Origin of the sequence: Cohnella terricola (genome assembly GCF_007786475.1) — a bacterium.
Lineage (GTDB): Bacteria > Bacillota > Bacilli > Paenibacillales > Paenibacillaceae > Cohnella > Cohnella terricola.
The window spans coordinates 327,350-350,650 of sequence record NZ_VNJJ01000003.1 but is presented as its reverse complement, the minus strand read 5'-3'; the positions used below and the strand labels follow the sequence as shown (position 1 = coordinate 350,650).

Below are 23,301 nucleotides of genomic sequence, written 5' to 3'. Positions count from 1 at the left end.
GATCAACATCGACTTTTAGGAGAGAGGATTGTTTCGATGAATTTTGCCAGCAGGCTCGTACAAAAAGTGAAAGACCGTTTCGTTCAACATAAGCTTAAACATTTCTCGGACAAGCTGAAGTCGATCAGCCAAATTAATATGCAAGATTTGAACGATGAGCGGCTGAAGGCCGAAGCGTTGAAGCTGAAGATGAGGGTGCAGGAAGGCGAATCCCTGGACGAGGTTCTCGTCGAGGCGTTTGCGATCGCCGGCGAAGCGGCGAGCCGCGTGCTCGGCATGCGGCCGTTTGATGTTCAGATGATGGCCGCCGCCGCGCTGCATGAAGGCAACATGGTCGAGATGCATACGGGAGAAGGCAAGACGCTCGCGGCGGTCATGCCCGCCTACTTGAACGCGCTGCAAGGCAAAGGCGTGCACGTGCTGACGTTTAACGATTATTTGGCCGGACGGGATGCCGAGTGGATGGGTCCCGTCTATCGGTTCCTAGGGCTAACCGTTGCCTCGGTTAAGGAAGGAATGACGATCGAAGAACGGCAAAACGCTTATGCGGCCGACATTACTTACGTCACGGCGAAGCAAGCCGGCTTCGACTATTTGCGCGATACGATCGCGATGAAAACTAGCGATATCGTGCATCGACCGTTTCATTACGCAATCGTGGATGAAGCCGATTCTTTGTTAATTGACGAGGCGCGTGTTCCGCTCGTCATCGCCGGCGAGGTCGCGTCTTCGGGGAATGACGGAAGCCGGATGGCACAGATCGCCAAGGAACTTGCGCTCGGCGAAGATTACGATTTCGACGAGAATAAGCGTAACGTATTTCTGACCGAAGCCGGCTCGGAAAAGGCGGAGCGCTTATTGCGAACGGGCAATCTCTATGAAGCCCGAAACAGCCATCTATTAACGGCATTAAATTGTGCGATTCATGCGGAATCGCTGCTCAAAAGAGACGTCGATTACGTCATTCGCGACGGCAAACTGGAGATTATCGATCCATACACGGGGCGGGTCGCGCAGAACCGGCACTGGCCAGACGGCCTTCAAGCTGCCGTTGAGGCGAAGGAAGGCATCGAGACGAAGTCTTCGGGCAAAATTCTGGGCACGATAACGCTGCAGCATTTGCTTAGCCTATATCCGAAAATTAGCGGCATGACCGCGACGGCCCAGGATTCCGCGGACGAGTTCGAGGAAACGTACAACTTGAACGTCGTCGAAATTCCGCCGAATCGTCCGAATATCCGGATCGATCACGATAGCCGGATTTATACACACAAGGAAGCGAAACTAAATGCGCTCGTGAAAGAAATCGCGGAAGTTCACGCGACGAGGCGCCCGATTCTCATCGGGACGAGCAGCGTGGAAGAGTCCGACCAACTTGCCGAAGAGCTGAAAAAGGCGAAAGTACCGTGCCATGTGCTAAACGCGAAAAACGACGAGAAAGAAGCGGAGATCATCGCGAAAGCGGGCGAACTCGGCGCGGTTACGGTTTCGACGAATATGGCGGGGCGCGGTGTCGATATCCGTCTGGGAGGCGGCGATCCGAGACAAGCCGACCAGGTTGCCGAGCTTGGCGGACTGTACGTCATCGGAACGCATATGAACGAAAGCGCGCGGATCGATAATCAGCTTAGGGGACGTTCCGGAAGGCAAGGAGACCCGGGCTCATCCCGATTCTACGTCTGCCTGGAAGACGAACTGATCAACCGGTTCGGCATCGAGAAGGCGATTCCGGCTGCGTATCGGACAAACAAACAGGACGAAGAACTGTCCGCGTCGGTGTTTCATAAGAAAATGGAGCACATTCAGCGGATCGTCATGGGCCAAAATTTCGAAATGCGCAAGACGCTGAACAAATATTCGGACATGGTCGAAGAGCAGCGCAGAATTCATCATGAGCAGCGTGAAGCGGTGCTGTGGAACGACGATACGATGAGCGCCGCGGAAAAGCATGTGAGGCTTTACTATATGGATCGCAGTTGGTCCGATCATCTGGCGTATGTGTCCTATATCCGCGAAGGCATCCATCTGGAAAGCCTTGCAAACCGGAATCCGGCGGATGAATTCCATCATCGGATCATCCACGCTTTCGAACAATTGCCCGACAAAATAGAGCAGGATACGGCGAAGGCGCTGAGCAAGCTGAATACAGCGGGTACGGCGGATGAGATCGATTGGGAGAAGGAAGGGCTCAAAGCACCGTCCAGAACGTGGACCTATCTCATACAAGATCAATTCGTGGAAAAGAAAGCGAACATCTTCAACTTTTAATAAGAATCTCCGGGAAAGAGGTCGTCGCATGAACGTCAGGAAAATGAGATTATACGATACAGAGAACGTCCATTCCGGAGAGGATCGCGACGAATACGAGAAGGATTACGCGAGATTGATTCAATCTCCCGCTTTTCGCAGATTGCAAGGGAAGTCGCAAGTGTTTGGCGCGGGTTCCGGCGATTATTACCGGACAAGGCTGACGCATTCCCTGGAAGTGTCGCAAATCGCCAGGGAAGTCGCCAGACGCTTGGGAAAGCAGTATGCTTTCCTTGAGCGCAAAGAGCATCCCGGCCTCATGATCGATCCCGAAGTCGTGGAATGCGCTTCGCTCGCGCATGATCTCGGACACCCTCCATTCGGGCACAAAGGGGAAGAAGTGCTCAATCGGCTGTTGCAAGAAGAGCACGGATTGAAATACGAAGGCAACGCGCAAAATTTCCGGCTTCTGATGTTTCTGGAGAAACGTGCGGGCAGCGACAGCGGACTTGACTTGACGGCATCCGTGTTGCTGGCGATTAACAAGTATCCTTTTTGCATCGACGATCCCGGCAGGCAGAAAGGCGTATACCGCAAAGAATGGGAAGGCATCGATTTCCTCCGCCGGACTTGGGAAATGCCGGAAGGCTGCGCGACGCTAGAAGCTCAGCTCATGGATCTAAGTGACGACATCGCCTATTCGACGCACGATCTGGAGGACGGCATTCGCGCAGGCAAAATCCCGATGGACAGAGGATTCTTCGAAGACGATCGCGTCGTCGCGCACGTGCTGCAAGAGATCACGGAGGATCCCAGCTATTCCGCCGAAGATTGGAAAGGCATCGATCAAGCCGCAATGGTGAAGCAAGTCCTGATCCGGTTTTACGAGCAATGGGAGACGATCTACGCGGAATGCGATCGCGAGCCTTCGCGCACCCGTAGGGAGATGAAAGCGCGCTGGGTGCGTACGTTCGCGAGCGAGGTCGGCATCCTTGACGATCCGGGAAGTGGATGGAAAAAAGTTACGCTCGTACGGGATGGCCAGCAAGATTGGGAGCTTCTACGCACGATTGAAATATTAAAGAAACTGGCCTGGGTGACGCTGATCAAGGATTTCCGGGTTCAGCGTTTGCACAAGCGCAGTGAAGTCATGATCGAGCGCTTGTGGGGGAGTTTCAAGCATTACGAATCCGGGCGTTTGATCATTCCGCCGGATTGGCTGGAAAGCTATGAAGCCCAGAAAGACAAGTGGTCTTGGGAGAGGTTGGCCGCCGACTACATCTCCGGCATGACGGACGCCTACGCTGAGAAGGTGTATGCCGAATTTTACGCTAGCCGCTCTGGCTCCATCTACGAAAGGGATTAATCATAAATCCGGATACCTGGTAAAATGGTACTTGACCCTGACATTGATGTCAGGGTTTATACTAGGTTCGTATCCGACCTGCAAGGGGGAAACGAAATGAAAATCGGCGAATTATCCGCGCGAACCGGCGTCAGTATCCGTTCGCTTCGGTATTACGAGAAGATGCAACTGCTGACGCCGGTACGAGGAGATAACGGTTACAGAGAGTTCTCCCCCTTGGCGGAAGAGCAAGTACGAACGATCCGGCTTTACTTGGCGCTTGGCCTCTCGACGGAGCAGATCGCCAGTTTCCTGCACTGCGTACTTAAGAACAAGGAAGCGTTCTGCGAAGAGGTTCTGCCCGTCTACGAGCGAAAGCTTGCCGAGATCGACGGTCAAATCCGAGAGCTTAGCCAGATCCGATCGAATTTGCTGGACCGCATCCGGTCGATACGGGAAGAAACTAACCTGGTATCGGGAGGAAATAACGATGATGGTCACGTTTAACGATGACACTTTCCAGGAAAGCATCCGGGAAAAGGGATTGACGCTGGTCGATTTCGGCGCCGTATGGTGCCCGCCATGCAAAACGCTGAAGCCGATTCTCGAAGAGCTCGGAGAAGAGCAGGGCGAGAAGCTTGCGGTGATCGAAGTCGATTGCGACGAATCGCCGGAGACGGCATCGCGATTCGGCGTGATGTCGATGCCGACGGTGCTGCTGTTCCATAACGGCGAGCCCGTGGAGAAGCTGATCGGGCTGCGCCCGAAATCGGCGTACGAAAATCTGCTGGCGAAATACGTTTAACGATGTTAATTAAATCTGGAGCTGCCCGAAAGTCGTTGAGGGGCGGCTCTTTTTTTTGACGAAACGGAAGGAATAGGTAATAATGGTTGCAACGAGAAGACGGAAGGGGCGGGAGAGAGATGGCGATCCAATCGAGATTTGCGAAGAATGGGGAAGTCGCAGTGCATTATTTGATCTCGCACGAAGAATCATCTTCAGTCCCTCTGCTGATCTGCCCCGGCTTGTCCGAGACGGCGGAAGAGTATGCGGATCTCATGGCTTATTTATCCCCCCGAAAGTGTATCGCGCTCTCCTTCCGGGGACGAGGACAAAGCGGAACGCCGGAGAGCGGATACGATCTCGAGCATCATGTCGCAGACATTCGCGCCGTCGTAGATCATGCTGATCTGAACCGGTTCCACCTCTACGCGAATTCCCGAGGCGTGTCGTACGCTATAGGCTACTCCGAGAAATACCCGTCAGGCATCATGTCGATGATCATGCAAGATTATCCGGCAGAGCACAAGGCGATGGCGACCGAATGGCCGGAAGAGTATATTTTGCAATACTTGGTGCCTTTCTCCAGACAACGAAACATCAGGCCGGAGGCCGTCAGAGGAATTGGCAAAGAATCCACGCCGATCCGTTTTGGCAAGAAGACGAACAAAAGGCTCCTTGTACTGCGGGGTAGACTCGAGGATAGCCTATTGAACGACGAAGAGCTAAAGTGCTATAGCCAATTGAGCGACGATTTGCGGGCGGTTACTTTCGAACGCTCCGGCCACGATATCCGCAATACGGAGAAATCGCTGTTGTATCGTACGATCGGAGATTTTATTCAACTCACCTGACCGGGGCGGATCGCGAACGTATTAATCAACACGGCTACGACCAAACTCCCAGCCGAGACATAGAACAGTGCGGACATCGATCCCTTCATGAGTAAGGCGCTGACTGGGGGACCGGCGGCCACTCCGATAAACCGCATGCTGCTATACAGCGAGGTGACCGTGCCTCGCTGTTTTTTGTCTATGCCTTCCGTGATCAACGCGTCAAGACTCGGCAATGCCGCTCCGATCCCCGAGGAACCGACGGCAAGCATTAATACAACCCACCAGGTTTGATCCCGCCTGACGATTGCGAGAAGGAGCAACGCGGCAAACGCAAGCCCCAAACCGACAAGGCTGGTCCATTTCATCGTGCGTTTGTTACGTCCGATCCATTTGCCGCTTAAAAAGGAAACCAAACATAAGCCGGCCAAAGGAATAGCCAGCACCAACCCCTTTATCAGCGGCTTAACGCCACGCGTCTCCAAAGACTCCGACAGAAAAAACAAACTCCCGAACACAACGAACATGCTGATGCCGCCGATCGCGAAGATGCCGGACAACCATTTGCCTTTCGCCCGGAATATTGTTCCGATTGACTTGATGAATTCGCCGAGACCAGTCTTGTCTGCATCTTCTTCGTTTTGAGAAGAGGGGGATTTCACGAAAAACAGGACGAGTAAGAATGAGATCAGGCTAAACACAGGAATGGCATAAAATGGCGCATACCAAGTCCAGATCGCGAACGCCGCACCCAGTATCGGGCTGACGACTTTGCCGAACGTATTCGCGGTTTCAACGAGTCCCAAGCCCGCACTGACGTCTTCTTCCTTTTTGAATAAGTCGCCGACCAGAGGCAGCACGACGGGAAAACATCCGGCCGAGCCGAGTCCCTGAACGAGTCTCGCCGCCATGATGTATCCGTATGCGTGCTCAGAGCCGATCGTGGCGACGATGCCCGCTCCCGCGCCGGCCGCGGATACGATCAGGAGCGAAGGAAGAATAACCGCTTTACGGCTGAACCTATCCGACAAGTATCCGGCAATCGGAATGAATAAGATCGCTACGGCCGCGTAAGCCGTAATGATCAGACTGGCCTGCAGGGGAGTAATTCTAAGCGCTTTTTGCATCGCGGGCAGAACGGGTATAAGCATCGAATTGGCTAACGTCATCGATAACGGAATCGACGAGATGGAGAGAATATCCCATTTTTTTCGAGCTTCCATAGCGGTCCTCCCGGATAGATCTTACGGATTGCTAAATAGTATTTTCAACAAACCGGGGAGTTAAACTCCACTTCTCCGCTCGGAAAACAAAATTTTATGGCGAAATGACCGGGTAGAGGTAACCTTTGTTGGCGAAGGAAGCTCTGCCCGTTTCCTCGGATACGACAAGAACGATGGCGTCGCTCATCTCGGATAATCCGACGGCGGCCCGATGTCGCGTGCCCGTGATGCCGTTTCCCTGAGCAGAAGTCAAAGGCAGAATGTTCTTCGCGGAGACGATCTGATTGGCTCTGATCAGGACGGCTCCGTCATGCAGCGGGCTCCCGGGATAGAAAATCGATTCGAGCAGCGAATGGGTCACTGGAGCGCCGATCGGAATACCGGTCTGCAGCAACGAATCGAGAGGATCGCTTCTCTCCACGGCGATCAACGCCCCGTGCCTTCTGTCGGACAAGCTTTGGATCGTTAGCGATAAGTCCGAATAACGTTCGATGAATGGGGAGAGATAACAGTTCAAATAAAAGGTTGCGGCGCTGGTTTCGATACGGAGGAAGTCTTTTTTAATGTTCTCGAACTCTCCGAGGAGACATTGATCTTCGTTGTCCAATATGTTGCAAATCTTGTCCAGCTTAGAGATCATTTGCTGAATATCATCCTTGATGATTTTTTTCATGGGCGAGAAATCGCAATTCGTGGAAGACGTTGGCATCTCGGATCACCGCTCCTTGATCAACATACTCCGAATTAGCATGCAGTGGAAGGCGCGAATGTATGCAACCTCCTAGGAAAAGCCGTATAATTGGGGGAAACGAAGAAATACGTACGCCTTGGAGGAACGGCACATGCAGATGACTTATGAGATCGTTCATGCGACAAGAGATGATCTGGAAACGATTGTCGATATTTACAACTCCACGATCCCCAGCCGGATGGTCACTGCGGATTTGGAACCCGTGACGGTCGAAAGCAGGGAGAACTGGTTTTATGAACATTCCGAGCAGTCTCGTCCGTTGTGGGTAATGAAAGCGGAAGGCCGAATAATTGCTTGGCTAAGCTTCTCCAGCTTTCATAGCAGGGCAGCTTACGATGCGACGGCCGAGATCAGCATTTATATCTCTCCGGTAAACCGCTCCCAAGGAATCGGGTCTATTTTTCTGCGGAAGGCGATCGAAGAATGCCCGCGTTTGAACATCCGCAATATCGTCGCTCTTGTGTTCGGCCATAACGAACCGAGTATAGCGCTGCTGCGCAAATTCGGCTTCGAGCAATGGGGCTTGCTTCCAGGGGTGGCTACGCTCGACGGCGTCGATCGGGACTTGGTATTGATGGGTCTGAAGGTGCAGGTTTAAAATAAACGGACCGCTTCGCAAGCCCATGCTTGTTCAGCGGTCCGTATATCTTTTTAGAACACTTTGGTCGTCCACGATTCGCAATTCCATACGTCCGTCGCGACGTCGCGGTAAAACTCCGGTTCGTGGCTAATCAGCAAAATGCTGCCTTTGTACGCTTTGAGCGCGCGTTTCAATTCGTCCTTCGCATCGACGTCCAGATGGTTCGTCGGCTCGTCGAGCACAAGTACGTTCGTATCCTTGTTTATGAGGATGCACAAGCGAACTTTTGCTTTCTCGCCGCCGCTGAGGACGGCAACTTTGCTTTCGATGTGTTTCGTCGTTAATCCGCACTTCGCCAGCGCGGCGCGTACTTCGAATTGAGTCATGGAAGGGAAATGCTTCCACACCGCTTCGATGCACGTCTCATCTTCGATCGATTTGATCTCCTGTTCGAAGTAGCCGACAAACAGGTTTTCGCCTTGCTTTGCTGTTCCTGATAACGAAGGGAGTTCGCCGATCAGGCTTCGCAACAGCGTCGTTTTCCCGATGCCGTTGGCGCCGACGATGGCGATCTTCTGGCCGCGTTCCATCAGAAGGTCGATGGGGCGGCAGAGAGGCTCTTCGTAGCCGATCACCAGATTTTTCGCTTCAAAGATAAGTCTTCCGGACGTTCGTGCTTCCTTGAAATGAAATTCCGGTTTCGGCTTTTCTCTGGCAAGCTCGATGACCTCCATGTTGTCGAGCTTCTTCTGACGAGACATCGCCATGTTGCGAGTCGATACGCGAGCTTTGTTGCGGGCTACGAAATCTTTGAGATCCTCGATCTCCTGCTGCTGGCGCTTATACGCGGATTCGAGCTGCTGTTTCTTCGCCTCATGCAGTTGGACGAAGTTATCGTAATCTCCAACGTAGCGGTTGAGCTCCTGGTTGCCCATATGATAAATGAGGTTGATCACGCTATTCAAGAAAGGAATGTCGTGAGAGACGAGGATAAAGGCGTTCTCGTACTCCTGCAAGTATCTCTTCAACCACTCGATATGCTGCTCATCCAAGTAGTTGGTCGGTTCGTCCAAGAGCAGGATGTCCGGTTTCTCCAGCAATAGCTTCGCAAGCAGCACCTTTGTCCGTTGCCCGCCGCTCAGATCGTGAACGTCCCGATCCAGGCCGATATCGCCCAAACCGAGCCCGCGGGCGATCTCCTCGACTTTGGCGTCGATCAAATAGAAATCGTTGTTCGTTAGAATGTCTTGGATCGTCCCGACTTCTTCAAGCAATTGCTCCAGCTCTTCGGGCGACACTGAACCCATCTTCTCGTACATCCCGTTCATCTCCGTCTCGAGATCAACGAGATAACGGAACGCCCCGCGCAGCACGTCGCGAATCGTCATCCCCTTCTGCAAGACGGAATGTTGATCCAAATATCCGACGCGAACCTTCTTCGCCCATTCAACCTTGCCCGCGTCCGGTTCCAGACTGCCCGTAATAATGTTCATGAACGTCGATTTGCCTTCGCCGTTCGCGCCAACAAGTCCGACATGCTCGCCTTTGAGCAGGCGGAAGGATACATCGTTGAATATAGCACGGTCGCCGAATCCGTGAGATAAATTTTTAACCGTTAGAATGCTCATAATCAGACACCTTTTTCTATATATCGATAAACACACTAAAATTTATTATAATCGTATAAGGACGTAAAACTCAACGATTTCAATAGATGCGCATTCAAATGTTATAATAGGATGAGAATCGATTAAGGAGACCTAACCTGGAATGAAAATATATACGTACGGACTTCGACAAGGAGGCTACAGCTTGAAACCCAAGATGCTGCTGTTTATTCTCGCGATATCAGTCATGCTCACGGGATGCAGAGGGAAATCCGCGACCGGAACCGAAACCGCGAATTCTTCGCCCGCGATCGCCTCGAAGTCGGAACAGTCGCCGCCCTCAGCAACTTCCATGCCTCATGATCCTTCAGCGCAGCTTGATATGAGTAAGTTGTCCGACTTGTTTGCCTTTGCGGACGGGGAAGGGAAGAAATTAATTACGCTCGCGCGGCAGCCGGAGGAAGCTCACGCCGCCGAGAAAGAGATGCAGCTCTATAATCTGGCGATCGGCGATAACGGCAACGTGCTGAACATACGTTACGCGAAGCACCAATCCCGGACGGAACTGGATAACGGCAGACAATCCGCGCATAACTTCAGCAACCTTGAGGGTGATATTTACGACGTCGTCGACGGTGTGGCCAAGCCCGACGCAAGTTATTATTTGGTCAGCGACGAGCAGTTCGACGTCCGCTCTTTAATTCCATTAGAGGAAATGGAAGTTCAGGATATTCCGGCCGATGTCGCCCAAGCGATCGTCAAAGTGAAGGGACGGGCAATCGAACGCGGCTGGCTTCTCGCGAAAACCGATGAAGGCCAGCAGGTCTCCGTCGTTCAATTCAAAAGGTGGGGAGACCAAATGCTGGCTAGTCTCGTTCTCTCGGACGGCGACGAGTTGACGTTCATGGACTATCCCGCCCAGTACGACGCCAATTCCACTTGGCGGGTGGACGATCAATCGGAGCTTAATTCACGCATGTTCTCGATCTTGTTCGCCGCCAGAACCTCGGACGGGATCGCGCTCGGATTCAAGTGGACGGGAGCAGAAGGAGAAAATATTTCAATCCTGAAGCAGTCAGGGAATCGTTTCGAGGAATCGGGTATCGTCTCAGGCCGTTATCAATCGCCTATTTGAGGTGCGGAAGGTATAATCAGATAAGATGAGATAAGACATGCGACCATTGCCCGACGGGCGAAAGGCCATGTTTAGGAGGTTTGGATTTGAGCCGGTATTGGAGCGAATTAACAGCTTCCCTGGTTCCGTATGTACCCGGGGAGCAACCGAAGGATCAAAAGTATATTAAACTAAACACGAACGAGAATCCTTATCCGCCATCCCCGAAAGCGATCGAGGCGATTCGCTCCGCGGCAGGTGCCGATCTGCGTCTGTATCCAGATCCGTCATGCGATGCATTGAGAGAGACGATCGCCGCATATTTCGAGTTGACGAGCGAGCATATCTTCGTTGGAAACGGATCGGATGAAATATTGGCATTCGCGTTTCCTGCTTTTTTCAGCGCATCCAGACCGATTCTATTTCCCGATATTACCTATACGTTCTACCCGGTGTATGCCCAATTATACGGTCTAGCGTTCGAGACGGTTCCGACCGACGAACAGTTTCGGATTCAGGCCCGCGATTACAACGTTCCGAACGGGGGAATCGTTCTTCCGAATCCCAATGCGCCGACGGCCAGATATTTACTCATTGATGAAATTCAAGAAATTCTGGAGACGAACAAAGATCAGGTTGTCATCGTCGACGAGGCATATATCGATTTCGGAGGAGAATCGGCCGTACGGTTCGTGAAGGAGTATCCGAACTTGCTCGTCGTTCAGACGCTATCGAAGTCGCGGTCGCTAGCCGGTCTTCGCGTAGGCATGGCGATGGGCCATCCGGATCTGATCGAAGGGTTGAACCGGGTTAAAAATTCTTTCAATTCTTATACGTTGGACCGTCTGGCGATGGCGGGAGCGATCGCCGCGATAGAAGACAGGGCGTATTTCGAAGAAACGACGCGCAAGGTAACGGCGACGAGGGACCGGACGGTAGAAGCAATCAAGCCGCTTGGTTTCGAAACGATCGAATCGAAAGCGAATTTTATTTTCATCAAACATTTGCATAGATCCGCTAAAGAACTATTCGCTGCATTGAGAGATAAGGGCATTCTAGTACGTTATTTCAACAAGCCGAGGATCGACCAATATTTGCGTGTGAGCATCGGCACGGACGAAGAGATGGACACGTTCATCGAAGCGTTGCGTGAGATCATCGACGGCGATTAAGTAAGGAAGACAACGGAAAGAAGGTGTCCCAGAAGTCATTGGCTGAGGGACACCCTCATCATACTACTTGTCGATTAATATTTTGTGGGGATGTGTCTCTTTACGGTTGCTGTTGTGGTCGTGAAAATCTGAATTGGTAAACTCGTTGCAAGGAGTTTTCACGCCCACAAGAGGCAAACGCTTCGCTCCTTCAAGAGACACATGCCCCTTTTTATCATCGTCAATTCGTCAAAATCCGCATCATAACACAAAAAGAAACCGTTCTTTAGTAAAATGGAAGTGCGACCCGCCATTTTCGAAAGGAACGGTTTCTTTGTACATTCAATATACCATGGACCAACTTTACCTGCCCATAGACTTGGAGGAAGACATTCCTCAAAATCACCTCGTGCGTATTGTTAACACCGCTGTAAACCAACTTAGCGACAGCATCTTTGCTGCCGCTTATCCCGGTGGCGGACGAGACAGCTATCACCCTAAGATGCTTACCAAGATCATCATTTATGCCTAAGAACCAAGCTAGTCAAAGACTCAGAAGTGAAGAAGGCTATGCTCTGTCCGTAAGGCGCATGATTGAGCCGGAGCCCGTGTTTGGCGCTTTGAAGAACAACCGTGGGTTTAAAAGATTTCTGCTTCGAGGCTTTCCCAAAGTAAGCCTCGAGGTCGGGTGGCTTTCCCTAGCCCACAATCTACACAAGAAAGCCAGTATAGACGCAAAAAACCGAGGAGCTAAGCGAAAACAAACCGCTTTGCTCCTCAATTTCTAATAAATATCATCCTATTTACTGCTGAGAGTGTTCTATAGGTTGCTTTTTGGGACACCCACTTTCCGTTGCGAAGAGGCAAGGGGGAGCGTCATCCTTTCAGAAACTTATACCCAACGCCCCATACAGTTTTGATAAATTGCGGTTCTTTCGGATTTTTCTCCAGTTTACGCCGTAGGTTGGTCACGTGAACATCGATGGCTCTGTCGTTAACGAATGAATCGATGCCGCGCACCGCGTTAATCAATTCTTCCCGAGTGAATACGCGATTCGGATGCTGGTAGAAAAGCTTCATAATCTCGTATTCGGAAAAAGTCGTTTCGATATGTACGCCATCGAGCACGATCGTTCTGCGTTCAAGATCGAGTGCAAGTCCGTGTTGATCGTCCATGGAGGATGGAGCGGAGCCGGATAGTTGCGAAACGGCGATCGGCTGTGCGACGGGAGACAGGCTGCTCGTTCTTCTAAGCACGGCTTCCATCCGAACTTTGAGCTCCTGCATGCTGAACGGCTTAACCAGGTAGTCGTCGGCGCCATAGCTGATCGCTTGAATCCGCGCGGTCACGGACGGCTTCATGGAGATGACGATGATCGGCACTGCAGTGAGCTGCCGGAATTCGGCGCACAGCTCCGTGCCGCTCGCATCCGGCAGCATCAGATCTAGCAACATAATATCGGGAAGAAAGTCGCACAGCGCAGATTTGCCTTCACGCGCGGTTTCAACTCTGCGTACTTCAAAATTTTCTTCGGCAAGGTATAGGGTGAGCATTTCACCAATGATAGGATCGTCTTCGATAACAAGCACTCTAGTCAACGTCATATCACACCCTTTTGAATTGTTAGGAATGCTCATATTTAGCTAACATTTTACTTGTAAATCTATTATATAATGTCGATCCTCGTTCGTCTAACCCCTTTTTTGCCGAAGGAGATTCGCGATCGCCTCCAATCCCGATTCCAGCGCCTGAAAAAGGTTTTCCTCCGCTTCCTTCGATTCTTGAACGTTTTTTAGGTCTATCTCCAGCGCCGCTGCGGCTTCCTGAATCGCAATTGCGCCAAGGTGACCGGCTGCTCCGCCAAGAGAGTGGACAAGGCGGGTCGCGGCTTCGCGATTGCCCTCGTCCAGGAACCGTACTAGACGACTCCGCGTTTGGGAGTGCTGCTGCAGGAACTTGTCCAACAGTTGCAGATACACCTTGCTCTTGCCGCCCAGCCGTTGAAGAGCGAGCGGGATGTCCAGCCCTGCGAATTCAGGCCATTGTTCGTGCATATGACCGGAGATATCAATCGCGCGGGCGGGCGGAAGACTAGGGAGATGTTTGCGAAGAACGGCAAACAACACTTCCGGGTCGATCGGTTTCGTGATGATATCGTTCATGCCCGCCTCTTTGCACCGGGTATGCATGTCTTCCGTCACATCGGCTGTCAGAGCGATAATCGGCAATTGATCCGCGGTATACCGTTCGCGAATGAAGGCTGTCGCTTCGATGCCGTCCATATCCGGCATATGCAAGTCCATCAGAATTAAATCCGGCGCTACCGGCTCCGACATGGCGCGAGCGACCGCTTCCGATCCGCTTTCCATCATTTCCGCTTCGAAGCCGTATGCGCTCAGCAATTGGTTGACGACCAAGCGGTTTACAATTTGGTCATCGACGACCCATATTCGCGAATGGAGTTCTGTTAATACGGGGATTGACCGATACGTATCCGATATCCGAGACCTTGTCGAATTCGCCCCGATTCCCGACTTGGACGAGCTCGATTCGCTGACGACTTGCAACGCCTGTTGAATCTGGAGCGAAGATGAAGGCTTGACGAGTACGGCGTCCGGCTTGATCGCGTCCGGAAGCATCTGCAAGGCGTCACGGCCTAATAAAGTCGTTGAAGAGATCGATTTGATTCCATACGCATCGAGCGCTGTCTTCCATTCCGTCCACGTTTCCTCCCCGTGCATGTCTCCCGTTTCCATATCGATGATGACGACATCCCACTCGGACTCACCTAGAAGAACTTTCGTTTGCTCCCAGGAGGTTAAAGCGACCGTCTCGCAGCCGAACGAGGAGAGTAGAATACGCCAGTGTTCGGCAACCCGATTCTGATCTTCAAGAACGATGACCTTCAGTCCGGGAAATTGCGGCTTTACTGAAGCCGAAACCCGATGAGCGATCGGCAAAACCAGATCGAAGCTGAAGGCGCTGCCGACATGGTATTCGCTTTCCACGGCAATCGTTCCGCCCATTCGATTCACAAGCGTGTGCGAGATAACAAGTCCGAGACCGGTACCTCCATATTTGCGGCTTGTTTTCTCATCGGCTTGCACGAACGGCTTAAACAGCTTGTCGCGCTGCTCTTCTGTCATTCCGATGCCGGTGTCCCTGACGCGGAATTGCAGATGCGCACGATCGTCTTTCACCGCAAGTAAGATGATCTCAAGTTCAATCAGTCCTATATTCGTGAACTTGATTGCATTGCTGCCCAAATTCAGCAATATCTGTTCGAGACGGGTCGGATCGCCGATCAGCCATTCCGGGATTTGCGGATCCGCGTGAATCGTAAAATCGACCGGTTTAGGACCGAGCAGCACGGAGAACATACCGGCCAGCCTTTGTAAAAGTTCTTCCAGACGGAATGGCGCCTCTTCAAGCTCCAGCTTGTCGGCTTCGAGCTTGGAGAAATCCAGGATGTCGTTCAATATTCTCAGCAAATTGTGAGAGGAATCCGCGATCTGGCGCAAATAATCCGCCTGAATCTCGGTCAATTCCGAACGGCGAAGAAGATGGGTAAGGCCAATAATTCCATTCAGCGGCGTTCGGATTTCATGACTCATCCTGGCCAGGAACGAACTCTTCGCTTCGTTTGCTCGGACTGCCGCTTCTTTGGCTTGAAGCAGAAGCTTCTGGGTTTCCTTCTGCTCGGATATATCTCTGACGATGGTGGAATAGAAGATTTCCCGATCGTCTTTGCTTCGATGGGCGACGACGGTTATGGAAGCTGCCTGAACGATGCCGGCCGCATTGATCAAATCGATCTCGCTTTGCCAATAGCCGTGCTGCCGCGCTTCGGATAATCCTTCGGCGAACTCTGCCGTCAGTGGAAGTCCCATATACTGATTCAATTGATTGTTCAGCTCGTTCAGCGTCGATATTCCTAGAAAGGCATGCCCGGCCCGGTTAAGATAAAAAATATTTCCGTGCATATCGAAGGAAGCGATCATGTCGTGCGCGCTTTCCGTGATTTCGAGAAGCCGCGTATTCATCGCCGTCGCTTGTTTGATTTCGCTGATATCTCTTGCGATCAGAACGTATCCTTTGATCGTGCCGTCGGGATGGCGAATGATACTCGTGTTCAAGGAGACGAGCATCCGTACGCCGTGACGATCGATCCAGGTCCACTCCCAGTTCGGCAGAAAGTCTTTGCGCGCCAGTAGGAACAGCACGGATTCGTCCGAATCTATCGGAATCTCCAGCTTTTTCGAATAGAACGCGGCGCGTTCGCGAATCTGCTCCCGATCATGCCAGAGGAGCAGCGTTTTTCTTCCGATGATTTCTTGCTCGTCGTAACCGAGCATTTGCTCTGCCCGCTGATTGAAGGAAGTGATGGAAAACTCGGCATCCGTCACGATCATCGCGTATTGATTGTGGCGGATAAATGCTTGGAAAGGCTCGAAAAGCTCTTGCAAATTGTCGATCATGCCGTTTACGGAATCGGCTAACGCCCCCAACTCGTCACTGCTGCGAATTTGCAGCGGTTGCGGATAGAAGTTGCCCGCGGCGACCTTCTGGGTCACCTCGACGACTTGTTTTAAACGGTTAATAATCGAGCGATGGGTCATGAAATAGAAGACGGCGCCAAGAACGATCTCCGTAAGCGCGATCAGAACCATATTCAGCCAAACGGAATGCCTCAGAGGCGCCTCGAATTCGTTCTTTGCAACCGAGTAAACGGCAAACCAATTCAAACCCGGCAATTTGGCGTAAAATAATTTCTGCGTCTGGCCGAACAGGCGATATTCTCCGTAGCCTTTCTCGCGGGTGTGTAATTGTTCGATTAATTCGCGCGCATGCGGTTCGTCTTCGGCGTAATTCCTTTTCAGAATGAGCGAGACGTCCGCATCGTACAGGACGTTCGTATCCCGATCGACCAGCGTAATCGAGCTCGTCTTGAAATGATCGTAACGGAGCCGCAATTGCTCCCTGAAAATCCGAGGGGAATCGAGCGCTACTCCGATGACGCCGAGAGGGCGGTTCTCTGAGTCATAATAAGGGACCATAACCCAAAATACGGGATAGTCCTGGGAATCCAGCATCATATCCGAGAAGGCTCCGATACCGAAAATTGCTTTCTGAAAAGCTTGCATCCCGCCTACGGTCAGAATCGTTCCGTCGGTTAACGTCATGCGACCATCGGATCCGGCGATGCCGATTTGCTTTACCGGCAAATTCGTCTTGGGTGCTTCGCGCTTGAGGAATGCCAATTGTTCGTTCAACGTTCCGATCCGATCCGGGAACGATCGGCTGAGAAGTTCGACCTCTTTGATCCGCATCGATAGCATCGCATTCAGATTGCTGACCGTGCTTTCCAGATTCGTCATACTGATCTGAATGAGCTGATCGTTCAATTGACGATTCGAAGTTTTGTAATTAATGAAGTTCATTGCTGCAAACGTAAGCATGTTGAAGAGGATTATCGCGATTACGATTTTCAAGCGCAGCGACCGGAACATGGGCCTGGACACCCCCGATTAAGTTAAAGCATTATTAGGCAAATTCATACAAAACAAATACGACTTGCCTAAATCTGCTAATACTTTGTTTCTATCATAGCGAAAGAAAGCAAAATTCGACAGGCCTAATATCGGAAGGAGAGTCTGGCCGGTGCTGCTTAAAGAATCGGAATGGCAAGTCGTTAGCACGGACAATGCCAAAGAAGTGAAGTTTTGCGAGGCGTTCGGGGATCGATACCATTTTACGGCAAGCGAAAAAGAGGTCATGCGCTTAGGCATGCTGATCGGATTAAATGACGAAGAGATCATCTCCGTCATGCGGATTTCAACTCGGACATTGAACAATCTCATAGCATGCATGATCGGGAAAACAAGAACGCATTCGCTGCGAGAAATTCAAGCTTTATTTCTTCGTTATATTCTGCAGAAGCTTCCGAATTAAGATTCGGAAGCTTCTTTTGGCTTGGAATCGGAATGAATCGGCATCACGACCGTAAACGCCGCTCCCGAAGACGAGCGGTTAGCCGCGAACACTTCGCCGCCGTGCATCTCGACGATCTTTTTGACGATCGACAAGCCTAGACCGCTACCGCCGTTCGCGCGGTTCCGGGCTTTGTCTTCCTTATAGAACCGCTCGAAGAGATGGGGAAGGGCTTCGGCGGAAATCCCTTTTCCCGTGTCCGCCACGACGATGCGCAGCCGATCGTCTTTCTTCGCCAAAGTTACTGTGATCGTTCCGCCCTCGGGCGTGAACTTAATGCTGTTATGCAGAAGATTAACCCACACTTGGCTCATCAGATCTTCGTCCGCGACGATCGCGAATTCAGGGAGATCGACGTCCATCTCGATGTTTTTGTCGAGCCAAAGCGGTTCGCACGATAGAATTATCCGGCGAATCTGCCTGTCGAGCCTGTAGGATTTCGGTTCGAACGGATGATGGTTGGATTCGAGGGACGTCAGCTTGAGCAGATTGTCGCTTAACCGGGAAAGCCGTTTGCTCTCCGTCTCGATAATGTCCAAATAATGGTTGCGGGTGTCGAGATCGAGATCGTCGTTTTTCATCGCGCGAGCGAAACCGGTAATCGACGTCAGAGGCGACTGGAATTCGTGCGAAACATTGGATATGAACTCCTGCCGCATTTGTTCCATCTGCCGCAGCTCGGAAGCCATTTCGTTAAAGCTTGTGACAAGCGGGGTGAACTGACCCGTAAAGCGCGGGTTCGGCTGCAGATTAATATTGAAATCCCCTTTGGCCAGCTGCTTCATCGCGTTGATCAACTGCATGAACCACTCCATCTGACGGCGAACGGGCGCGAAGAAGATCCTGAACAGGTTAACCCCGACAAAAAGGACCACAATCGTCAATTCGACGGTCAAATAGTCGCGCAGCAGCGTATTCGCGTATTGCGGAAACCAAGTTCCATAAATCAAATGCGTAATCCAGTAGGAGAGCATCCATCCGGCCGCAAGGGATACGTGAATAATCAAGATGAAAAGGTAGATCCATTTGCGCGGCGGTTTGAAAGGTTCGTGAAGTTCATCCATTCGCCGCCTGTGTTCCCTATTCTCGCGGTAGACTTTCAGCCAGTCGCTTCGTTGCTGTTCCGTAAATCCCGGCCGGCGTTGCGGACGACGTCCGCCGCCCCTCATTCCGTTACCTCCAGACGGTAGCCGAGACCGCGAATCGTCGCGATCTTGAAGCCGTACCGTCCATCGGGGAATTTCTCCCGAAGCCGCTTGATATGCACGTCTACGGTTCGTTCGTCCCCTTCGTAATCGTATCCCCAGATTTGCTCGATCAACTGCTCACGGGAGAACGTCTTGCCGGGATAACTGGCCATCTTGAACAGCAGCTCGAATTCTTTCATAGGAAGGGTGAGAGAGCCGTCCTCGACCTGCAGCGAGTAAGTTTGCCGGTTGAGCTGGATGCTCCCGATGGTTACGATCTGCGAGACGGAGATGCGATAGCGCTTCAATAGTGCCTTCACCCTGGCGACGAGTTCCACGGGTTCGAACGGCTTGACCATGTAATCGTCGGTGCCAAGCTGGAACCCCTTGAGTTTTTGGGCCGTTTCGCCTTTGGCGGTCAACATGAGCAGCGGCATATCGTAATGCTCGCGCAATTCACTGCACAACTCCCAGCCGTCCATATGCGGCATCATGATATCCAATATGACGAGATCCACGGACACGGATTCGAGCACTTCCAGCGCATGGGCGCCGTGATCCGCCGTTACAACTTCGAAACCTTCTTGTTTGAGGAACACTTGAACGAGCTCGCGAATATTGGGATCGTCGTCGACGACGAGTATTTTGGTCACGGGGTTCGACTCCTTTCATCCATTTATCTCGATGGTACGGAACCTAGCTTCATTATGCGGATAACGCTCGGTAATTTCCACTATACCGAATGATCCTATTTTGACTTGGAAGTATGAACTGAATATGAACGGCGAACATGATCCGCTTCTTTCGGCATGATACAATAGAAGCATAGAGCGGAGGGGGCTATCATGGCAAAGCAATGGATGAATAACGAACGCCTTACGGGGCAGATCGCGTTTCTCGTAGAGATCGACAAGCTGAAAACCGTACTGCGCCAGACGTTCCTCATAGACGGAAGCAGACGCGAGAATTCGGCCGAGCATAGTTGGCATGTATCGCTTATGGCGGTACTCATGGCCGAGCATGCCGACAATCCGGCATTAGACCTAAGCCGCGTCGTTCGAATGCTTCTGCTGCACGATCTCGTGGAGATCGACGCGGGCGACACGTTCGCCTACGATACGCTTGGCTACAAGGATAAGGAAGAGCGAGAAAAAGCCGCTGCCCGCAGGTTGTTCGGCATGCTGCCGCCGGATCAGCGCGAGGAGTGGACGGCGCTATGGCGCGAGTTCGAAGATGGGGAGACGCCCGAGGCGAAATACGCAGCCGCGCTCGATCGGCTTCAGCCCGTCATCCATAATCATTACACGGGCGGCGTGAGTTGGAGGAAGAACGGTATCGTGAAGTCTCAGGTGCTAAGAAGGCTCCAGCCCGTCCGGGAAGTTTCGGAGACGCTGTGGCAATTCGCGTCGGACTTGTTGGACCAATCGGTCGAGCAAGGCATTCTGTTGAACGATCCGAACACGGAGGGGGAATAAGCGATGCCGCGCCAAATAGGCCAATCGGTTATGTTAAGAGAATATAGGCGGGACGATCTTCCGTGGATTCGCCAATGGGTGAACGATCCGAACATCGTCGGCCACCTATCCGATATTTTCTTGTATCCCCATGCGCTTGAATCTACGGAAGCTTTCTTGGAGGCGATGCTCGAGGGCAATCCGGACAGCAGAGGTTTCGTCATCGCGGACACGGCGACGGAGACATATATCGGTCAAGTCAACCTGGACTCCATTGATTGGAAGAACAGGGTCGGACGGATCGGCATCGTCATCGGATCGACCGAGCATATGGGCCGCGGGTACGGTACGGAGGCGATGAAGCTGCTCATCGATTTCGCGTTCAGTGAAATGAATTTGAATCGGCTCGAGCTTGAAGTGTACGATTTTAACGAGCGGGCGATCCGCAGTTATTTGAAATGCGGCTTCAAAGAAGAGGGCAGATTGCGCGAACGGATCTACAAAAACGGGCGTTATCGGGACGTCCTGCAGATGGGACTGCTGAAGTCCGATTGGAAAACCGAACGCGCCGAGAAGTTGGTTTAGTCCCTTGGACGGTTACGCCAGTCGAACCGTTCTGTTATAATTCTCCTAATCTATGAAAATAAACTAGGAGATTTCGAGATGAACAAATGGGGAAAAACGGTTGTCGCATTGCTGATCGGGATGTCGGTCGCAGGGGGAGCGTCGGCGAATGCCGCGAATGCAGCGCCGTCCGCTGAAGATATTAAAGTCGTACTGGACGATGTGCCGATTACGTTAGGCGCAGCTCCGGTCGTTCAGAATAACGTGACGATGGTTCCGTTTCGATCGCTTGCAGGTGCGCTGGGCATTCAAGTTAGGTGGGACGCCAAAACGAAGTCGGTATTCGCGCAAGGGATAGTCGACGGTGCGGAGAGAAAGGTCGTGCTGCGGCTAGGGCAGAAGGCCGCGGAGGTAGACGGGCAATCCGTCGAGATGCTCGCCGCCCCTCTGATCGTCAACGAGCAGGTACTTATCCCGCTGAATTTCTTCGGTACGCAATTCGGTTCGAAGGTCGGCTGGAACAGTGCGACGAAGACGGTATCGATCGTCTCAGCGAAGAAAAAAATGCATTTAAGGGCATTCTACGCGCTAGGGTCGTTCGCTCAGCGAGCTAGAATCGCTTCGATGGATTCTGTCGCTTTCGGGTGGGCAAGGATCAACCAGAACGGCGAGCTTACGTTGCAAGGCGACGACTATTATTGGCCGGCCGCCGCGGGAGAGACGACGCCTGAATCGCTCGTCAGGGACACCGTAGCCCAGGGAGCGGACTCTTACTTGATGGTGTACGCGGTGGACGGCAAAGGCGAACTGACGAAAATGCTCGGAGACGAACAACTGCGGAGCGCTTCTATCGACGGGATCGTGGAATTGGCGACAGATAAAGGGTTTTCCGGCGTTCTGCTCGACTTCGAAGGTTTGGGGCTCAAGCTCGATCCGGTCGCCCAGCAGAAACTGTTGAACGATTACGTCGCAATGTTGGATCGCAAGCTGAAAGCGCTCGGCATTAAGTTATCCTTGGCCGTGCCTCCTCCGAACGGCTATTACAAAGGTTACGATTACAAGACATTAGCATCCTATGCAGATGATCTTGTTCTAATGGCGTACGATTACAATCCGAAAGGAACGCCGGATCATACACCGGAGCCGAATGCCAAGGTAGACGAAGCGATTGCGGCACTGATCAAGATCGGCGTTCCTGCGGACAAGCTGATTCTGGGAATCAGTCTTTGGAACGAAACGACTGCTACCGTGGACGACAAGCTGGGGCTCGCCAAGCGTTACGGGCTGAAAGGCGCGTCGTTCTGGCGTTTGACTTTCTACGGAGACGATTTCGCGAAGGCCATTGATAGAGTTGTAGAGAAAGCGGGAGAATAACACTTGCCTTTCGATCACACATTGCTTCATTACTTTCCGGACGGCCGGTGGGACATCGAGGAAGGGTTATCGGGATGGAACAACACAACCCGATTCGTGAGAGCGGGCGGCCGAAAATGGGTTCTCCGGATATACGAAACGCATCGGGATATCGATAAGATCCGTTACGAGCACGAGATTCTGGAAGCTCTCGGAGCGGCCGAACCGAGCTATCGTGTTCCTCGCCCGGCGAAATTCGGCGGAGGGAACACGATAGCTCGGTTAACGGACGGTACCGATCGGCTGGCTTGCGTCTTCTCCTACATCGAAGGCAGAAGGCCTGAGGAAGGAGAAGAGCGGACCGCTGTAGCGCTAGGAGCAGCCGTAAGTGAACTGATGAGAGACTTGTCGGCGCTCAAAATATCATCTTCGCCGGTCTATCGACCTTATTACGAGTTGGAATCCGCTTATCCGCATTGTTCGTCGGAACGAGTCGGCGAATTTTGTTCATCTCCCCCACCGGAATTCGCGGGCGAAGCTGTAGCTTTGCAAGCAATTGGAGAAGCGTATCGCGAGTTCCGTGGACATTTGCCCAATTTCCGCTCCTTGCCGCACCAATTGATCCATGGCGACTTGAACGATTCGAATATTTTGGTCGAAGGAGAAGGCGACACATATCGTGTCGGCGCGATCCTCGACTTCGAGTTCTGCACGTGGGATCTAAGAGCGATGGAACTCGCCGTCATCGTCTCTGGATACTTGGACCGAGACAACGCGATAGACCTGATCGAACGTTTTCTGTGCGGAATGGGCGGGCATATCCAACTGGAAGCAAGCGAGATCGAAGCGGTTCCGCTGCTCGTGAGGCTGAGATTGCTCGACGTATTCCTTCACTTTCTGAATCGTTATTTCGACGGAGTGGACCAAGAGCCCACACTGAAAGAGCAAATTCGTTCGGTTTATCGCGGGTTGCAGAGTCTGGAGAACGTAAGCGACCAGTTAGAGCGCGTTATCCGGCGGCACTTAGGGGGAGAATGACAGCGCAGTTCAGATGAGACACCTTCGGGGTTTCTTCTTCGCGTTACTTTGCATTGTGATGCCGAGAGTGTTAGAGTGTAA

20 protein-coding genes and 2 pseudogenes are annotated in these 23,301 nt (G+C 52.2%); 15 read left to right on the top strand and 7 right to left on the bottom strand.

The genetic code is table 11. The annotated features are described in order from the left end of the window. The first annotated feature begins 36 nt into the window (after positions 1 to 36). From FPZ45_RS07270 to FPZ45_RS07250, 5 genes are all read left to right on the top strand, one after another. Positions 37 to 2,268, top strand: a complete 2,232-nt coding sequence (locus tag FPZ45_RS07270; RefSeq protein WP_144699907.1) for a preprotein translocase subunit SecA — start codon at positions 37 to 39, stop codon at positions 2,266 to 2,268. A gap of 28 nt (positions 2,269 to 2,296) precedes the next feature. Further along, positions 2,297 to 3,613: a deoxyguanosinetriphosphate triphosphohydrolase family protein gene (locus tag FPZ45_RS07265; protein ID WP_144699905.1), complete on the top strand. Its 1,317-nt coding sequence runs from the start codon at positions 2,297 to 2,299 to the stop codon at positions 3,611 to 3,613. A 96-nt stretch (positions 3,614 to 3,709) separates the two neighbouring features. Beyond that, a complete protein-coding gene (locus FPZ45_RS07260; RefSeq protein ID WP_144699903.1) occupies positions 3,710 to 4,099 on the top strand; it encodes a MerR family transcriptional regulator in 390 nt (129 codons plus the stop codon). Then, positions 4,083 to 4,397, top strand: a complete 315-nt coding sequence (gene trxA / locus FPZ45_RS07255; protein WP_144699901.1) for a thioredoxin — start codon at positions 4,083 to 4,085, stop codon at positions 4,395 to 4,397. Before FPZ45_RS07260 ends, trxA begins: the two co-directional genes overlap by 17 nt. Before the next feature lie 119 nt (positions 4,398 to 4,516). Continuing rightward, positions 4,517 to 5,227: an alpha/beta fold hydrolase gene (locus tag FPZ45_RS07250; protein ID WP_144699899.1), complete on the top strand. Its 711-nt coding sequence runs from the start codon at positions 4,517 to 4,519 to the stop codon at positions 5,225 to 5,227. Here FPZ45_RS07250 and FPZ45_RS07245 read toward each other — a convergent pair. Both FPZ45_RS07245 and cdaS read right to left on the bottom strand, forming a co-directional pair. Next, positions 5,215 to 6,429: an MFS transporter gene (locus FPZ45_RS07245; protein WP_144699897.1), complete on the bottom strand. Its 1,215-nt coding sequence runs from the start codon at positions 6,427 to 6,429 to the stop codon at positions 5,215 to 5,217. The two genes, FPZ45_RS07250 and FPZ45_RS07245, sit on opposite strands and share 13 nt — an antisense overlap. A 94-nt stretch (positions 6,430 to 6,523) precedes the next feature. Then, positions 6,524 to 7,138, bottom strand: coding sequence for a sporulation-specific diadenylate cyclase CdaS (cdaS, locus tag FPZ45_RS07240; RefSeq protein WP_144699895.1), 615 nt, complete (start codon positions 7,136 to 7,138; stop codon positions 6,524 to 6,526). A gap of 133 nt (positions 7,139 to 7,271) precedes the next feature. Here cdaS and FPZ45_RS07235 point away from each other — a divergent pair, with 133 nt between their 5' ends. Next, entirely contained in the window at positions 7,272 to 7,778 is a 507-nt protein-coding gene (locus FPZ45_RS07235) for a GNAT family N-acetyltransferase (RefSeq protein ID WP_144699893.1), read from the top strand. Positions 7,779 to 7,831: 53 nt separating this feature from the next. Here FPZ45_RS07235 and FPZ45_RS07230 read toward each other — a convergent pair whose 3' ends face one another. Next, entirely contained in the window at positions 7,832 to 9,388 is a 1,557-nt protein-coding gene (locus tag FPZ45_RS07230) for an ABC-F family ATP-binding cassette domain-containing protein (RefSeq protein ID WP_144699891.1), read from the bottom strand. 184 nt (positions 9,389 to 9,572) lie between these two features. Here FPZ45_RS07230 and FPZ45_RS07225 point away from each other — a divergent pair, with 184 nt between their 5' ends. From FPZ45_RS07225 to FPZ45_RS26005, 4 genes and pseudogenes are all read left to right on the top strand, one after another. Next, positions 9,573 to 10,502 (top strand): hypothetical protein, encoded by a 930-nt coding sequence (locus FPZ45_RS07225; RefSeq protein WP_144699889.1) that lies wholly within the window; start codon positions 9,573 to 9,575, stop codon positions 10,500 to 10,502. A gap of 86 nt (positions 10,503 to 10,588) precedes the next feature. After that, positions 10,589 to 11,653 (top strand): histidinol-phosphate transaminase, encoded by a 1,065-nt coding sequence (gene hisC, locus FPZ45_RS07220; protein ID WP_144699887.1) that lies wholly within the window; start codon positions 10,589 to 10,591, stop codon positions 11,651 to 11,653. Positions 11,654 to 11,966: 313 nt separating this feature from the next. After that, positions 11,967 to 12,161, top strand: a pseudogene (locus FPZ45_RS07215) (transposase); the annotation flags it as partial. Between the two features lies 1 nt (position 12,162). Beyond that, positions 12,163 to 12,420, top strand: a pseudogene (locus tag FPZ45_RS26005) (transposase); the annotation flags it as partial. A gap of 88 nt (positions 12,421 to 12,508) precedes the next feature. Here FPZ45_RS26005 and FPZ45_RS07205 read toward each other — a convergent pair. Both FPZ45_RS07205 and FPZ45_RS07200 read right to left on the bottom strand, forming a co-directional pair. Beyond that, positions 12,509 to 13,231 (bottom strand): response regulator transcription factor, encoded by a 723-nt coding sequence (locus tag FPZ45_RS07205; RefSeq protein ID WP_144700091.1) that lies wholly within the window; start codon positions 13,229 to 13,231, stop codon positions 12,509 to 12,511. Between the two features lie 93 nt (positions 13,232 to 13,324). Continuing rightward, positions 13,325 to 17,143: a response regulator gene (locus FPZ45_RS07200; protein ID WP_144699883.1), complete on the bottom strand. Its 3,819-nt coding sequence runs from the start codon at positions 17,141 to 17,143 to the stop codon at positions 13,325 to 13,327. Positions 17,144 to 17,294: 151 nt separating this feature from the next. Between FPZ45_RS07200 and FPZ45_RS07195 the strand changes: the two genes are divergently transcribed. Beyond that, positions 17,295 to 17,585: a helix-turn-helix domain-containing protein gene (locus tag FPZ45_RS07195; protein WP_144699881.1), complete on the top strand. Its 291-nt coding sequence runs from the start codon at positions 17,295 to 17,297 to the stop codon at positions 17,583 to 17,585. On the opposite strand, the gene FPZ45_RS07190 is transcribed toward FPZ45_RS07195, so the two are convergent. Together FPZ45_RS07190 and FPZ45_RS07185 are read right to left on the bottom strand one after the other, a co-directional pair. Continuing rightward, positions 17,582 to 18,793, bottom strand: a complete 1,212-nt coding sequence (locus FPZ45_RS07190) for a sensor histidine kinase (RefSeq protein WP_246120353.1) — start codon at positions 18,791 to 18,793, stop codon at positions 17,582 to 17,584. The two genes, FPZ45_RS07195 and FPZ45_RS07190, sit on opposite strands and share 4 nt — an antisense overlap. Then, positions 18,790 to 19,464, bottom strand: coding sequence for a response regulator transcription factor (locus FPZ45_RS07185; protein ID WP_144699879.1), 675 nt, complete (start codon positions 19,462 to 19,464; stop codon positions 18,790 to 18,792). Before FPZ45_RS07185 ends, FPZ45_RS07190 begins: the two co-directional genes overlap by 4 nt. A 192-nt stretch (positions 19,465 to 19,656) precedes the next feature. On the opposite strand from FPZ45_RS07185, the gene FPZ45_RS07180 reads away from it, so the two are divergent. From FPZ45_RS07180 to FPZ45_RS07165, 4 genes are all read left to right on the top strand, one after another. Beyond that, a complete protein-coding gene (locus FPZ45_RS07180; RefSeq protein ID WP_246120352.1) occupies positions 19,657 to 20,286 on the top strand; it encodes an HD domain-containing protein in 630 nt (209 codons plus the stop codon). A gap of 3 nt (positions 20,287 to 20,289) precedes the next feature. Beyond that, entirely contained in the window at positions 20,290 to 20,850 is a 561-nt protein-coding gene (locus tag FPZ45_RS07175) for a GNAT family N-acetyltransferase (RefSeq protein WP_144699877.1), read from the top strand. A gap of 78 nt (positions 20,851 to 20,928) precedes the next feature. Then, positions 20,929 to 22,203 (top strand): stalk domain-containing protein, encoded by a 1,275-nt coding sequence (locus FPZ45_RS07170; protein ID WP_144699875.1) that lies wholly within the window; start codon positions 20,929 to 20,931, stop codon positions 22,201 to 22,203. A gap of 3 nt (positions 22,204 to 22,206) precedes the next feature. Continuing rightward, positions 22,207 to 23,220, top strand: coding sequence for a phosphotransferase (locus tag FPZ45_RS07165; protein WP_144699873.1), 1,014 nt, complete (start codon positions 22,207 to 22,209; stop codon positions 23,218 to 23,220). Positions 23,221 to 23,301: the final 81 nt, after the last annotated feature.

Excerpts from the sequence above, each read along its gene's own strand:
- trxA (WP_144699901.1), top strand. The coding sequence starts at position 4,083 with ATGATGGTCACGTTTAACGATGACACTTTCCAGGAAAGCATCCGGGAA.
- FPZ45_RS07250 (WP_144699899.1), top strand. The coding sequence starts at position 4,517 with ATGGCGATCCAATCGAGATTTGCGAAGAATGGGGAAGTCGCAGTGCAT.
- FPZ45_RS07175 (WP_144699877.1), top strand. The coding sequence starts at position 20,290 with ATGCCGCGCCAAATAGGCCAATCGGTTATGTTAAGAGAATATAGGCGG.
- FPZ45_RS07170 (WP_144699875.1), top strand. The coding sequence starts at position 20,929 with ATGAACAAATGGGGAAAAACGGTTGTCGCATTGCTGATCGGGATGTCG.
- FPZ45_RS07200 (WP_144699883.1), bottom strand. The coding sequence starts at position 17,143 with ATGTTCCGGTCGCTGCGCTTGAAAATCGTAATCGCGATAATCCTCTTC.
- FPZ45_RS07260 (WP_144699903.1), top strand. The coding sequence starts at position 3,710 with ATGAAAATCGGCGAATTATCCGCGCGAACCGGCGTCAGTATCCGTTCG.
- FPZ45_RS07235 (WP_144699893.1), top strand. The coding sequence starts at position 7,272 with ATGCAGATGACTTATGAGATCGTTCATGCGACAAGAGATGATCTGGAA.
- FPZ45_RS07270 (WP_144699907.1), top strand. The coding sequence starts at position 37 with ATGAATTTTGCCAGCAGGCTCGTACAAAAAGTGAAAGACCGTTTCGTT.
- FPZ45_RS07180 (WP_246120352.1), top strand. The coding sequence starts at position 19,657 with ATGGCAAAGCAATGGATGAATAACGAACGCCTTACGGGGCAGATCGCG.
- FPZ45_RS07190 (WP_246120353.1), bottom strand. The coding sequence starts at position 18,793 with ATGAGGGGCGGCGGACGTCGTCCGCAACGCCGGCCGGGATTTACGGAA.
- FPZ45_RS07265 (WP_144699905.1), top strand. The coding sequence starts at position 2,297 with ATGAACGTCAGGAAAATGAGATTATACGATACAGAGAACGTCCATTCC.
- FPZ45_RS07245 (WP_144699897.1), bottom strand. The coding sequence starts at position 6,429 with ATGGAAGCTCGAAAAAAATGGGATATTCTCTCCATCTCGTCGATTCCG.
- FPZ45_RS07230 (WP_144699891.1), bottom strand. The coding sequence starts at position 9,388 with ATGAGCATTCTAACGGTTAAAAATTTATCTCACGGATTCGGCGACCGT.
- cdaS (WP_144699895.1), bottom strand. The coding sequence starts at position 7,138 with ATGCCAACGTCTTCCACGAATTGCGATTTCTCGCCCATGAAAAAAATC.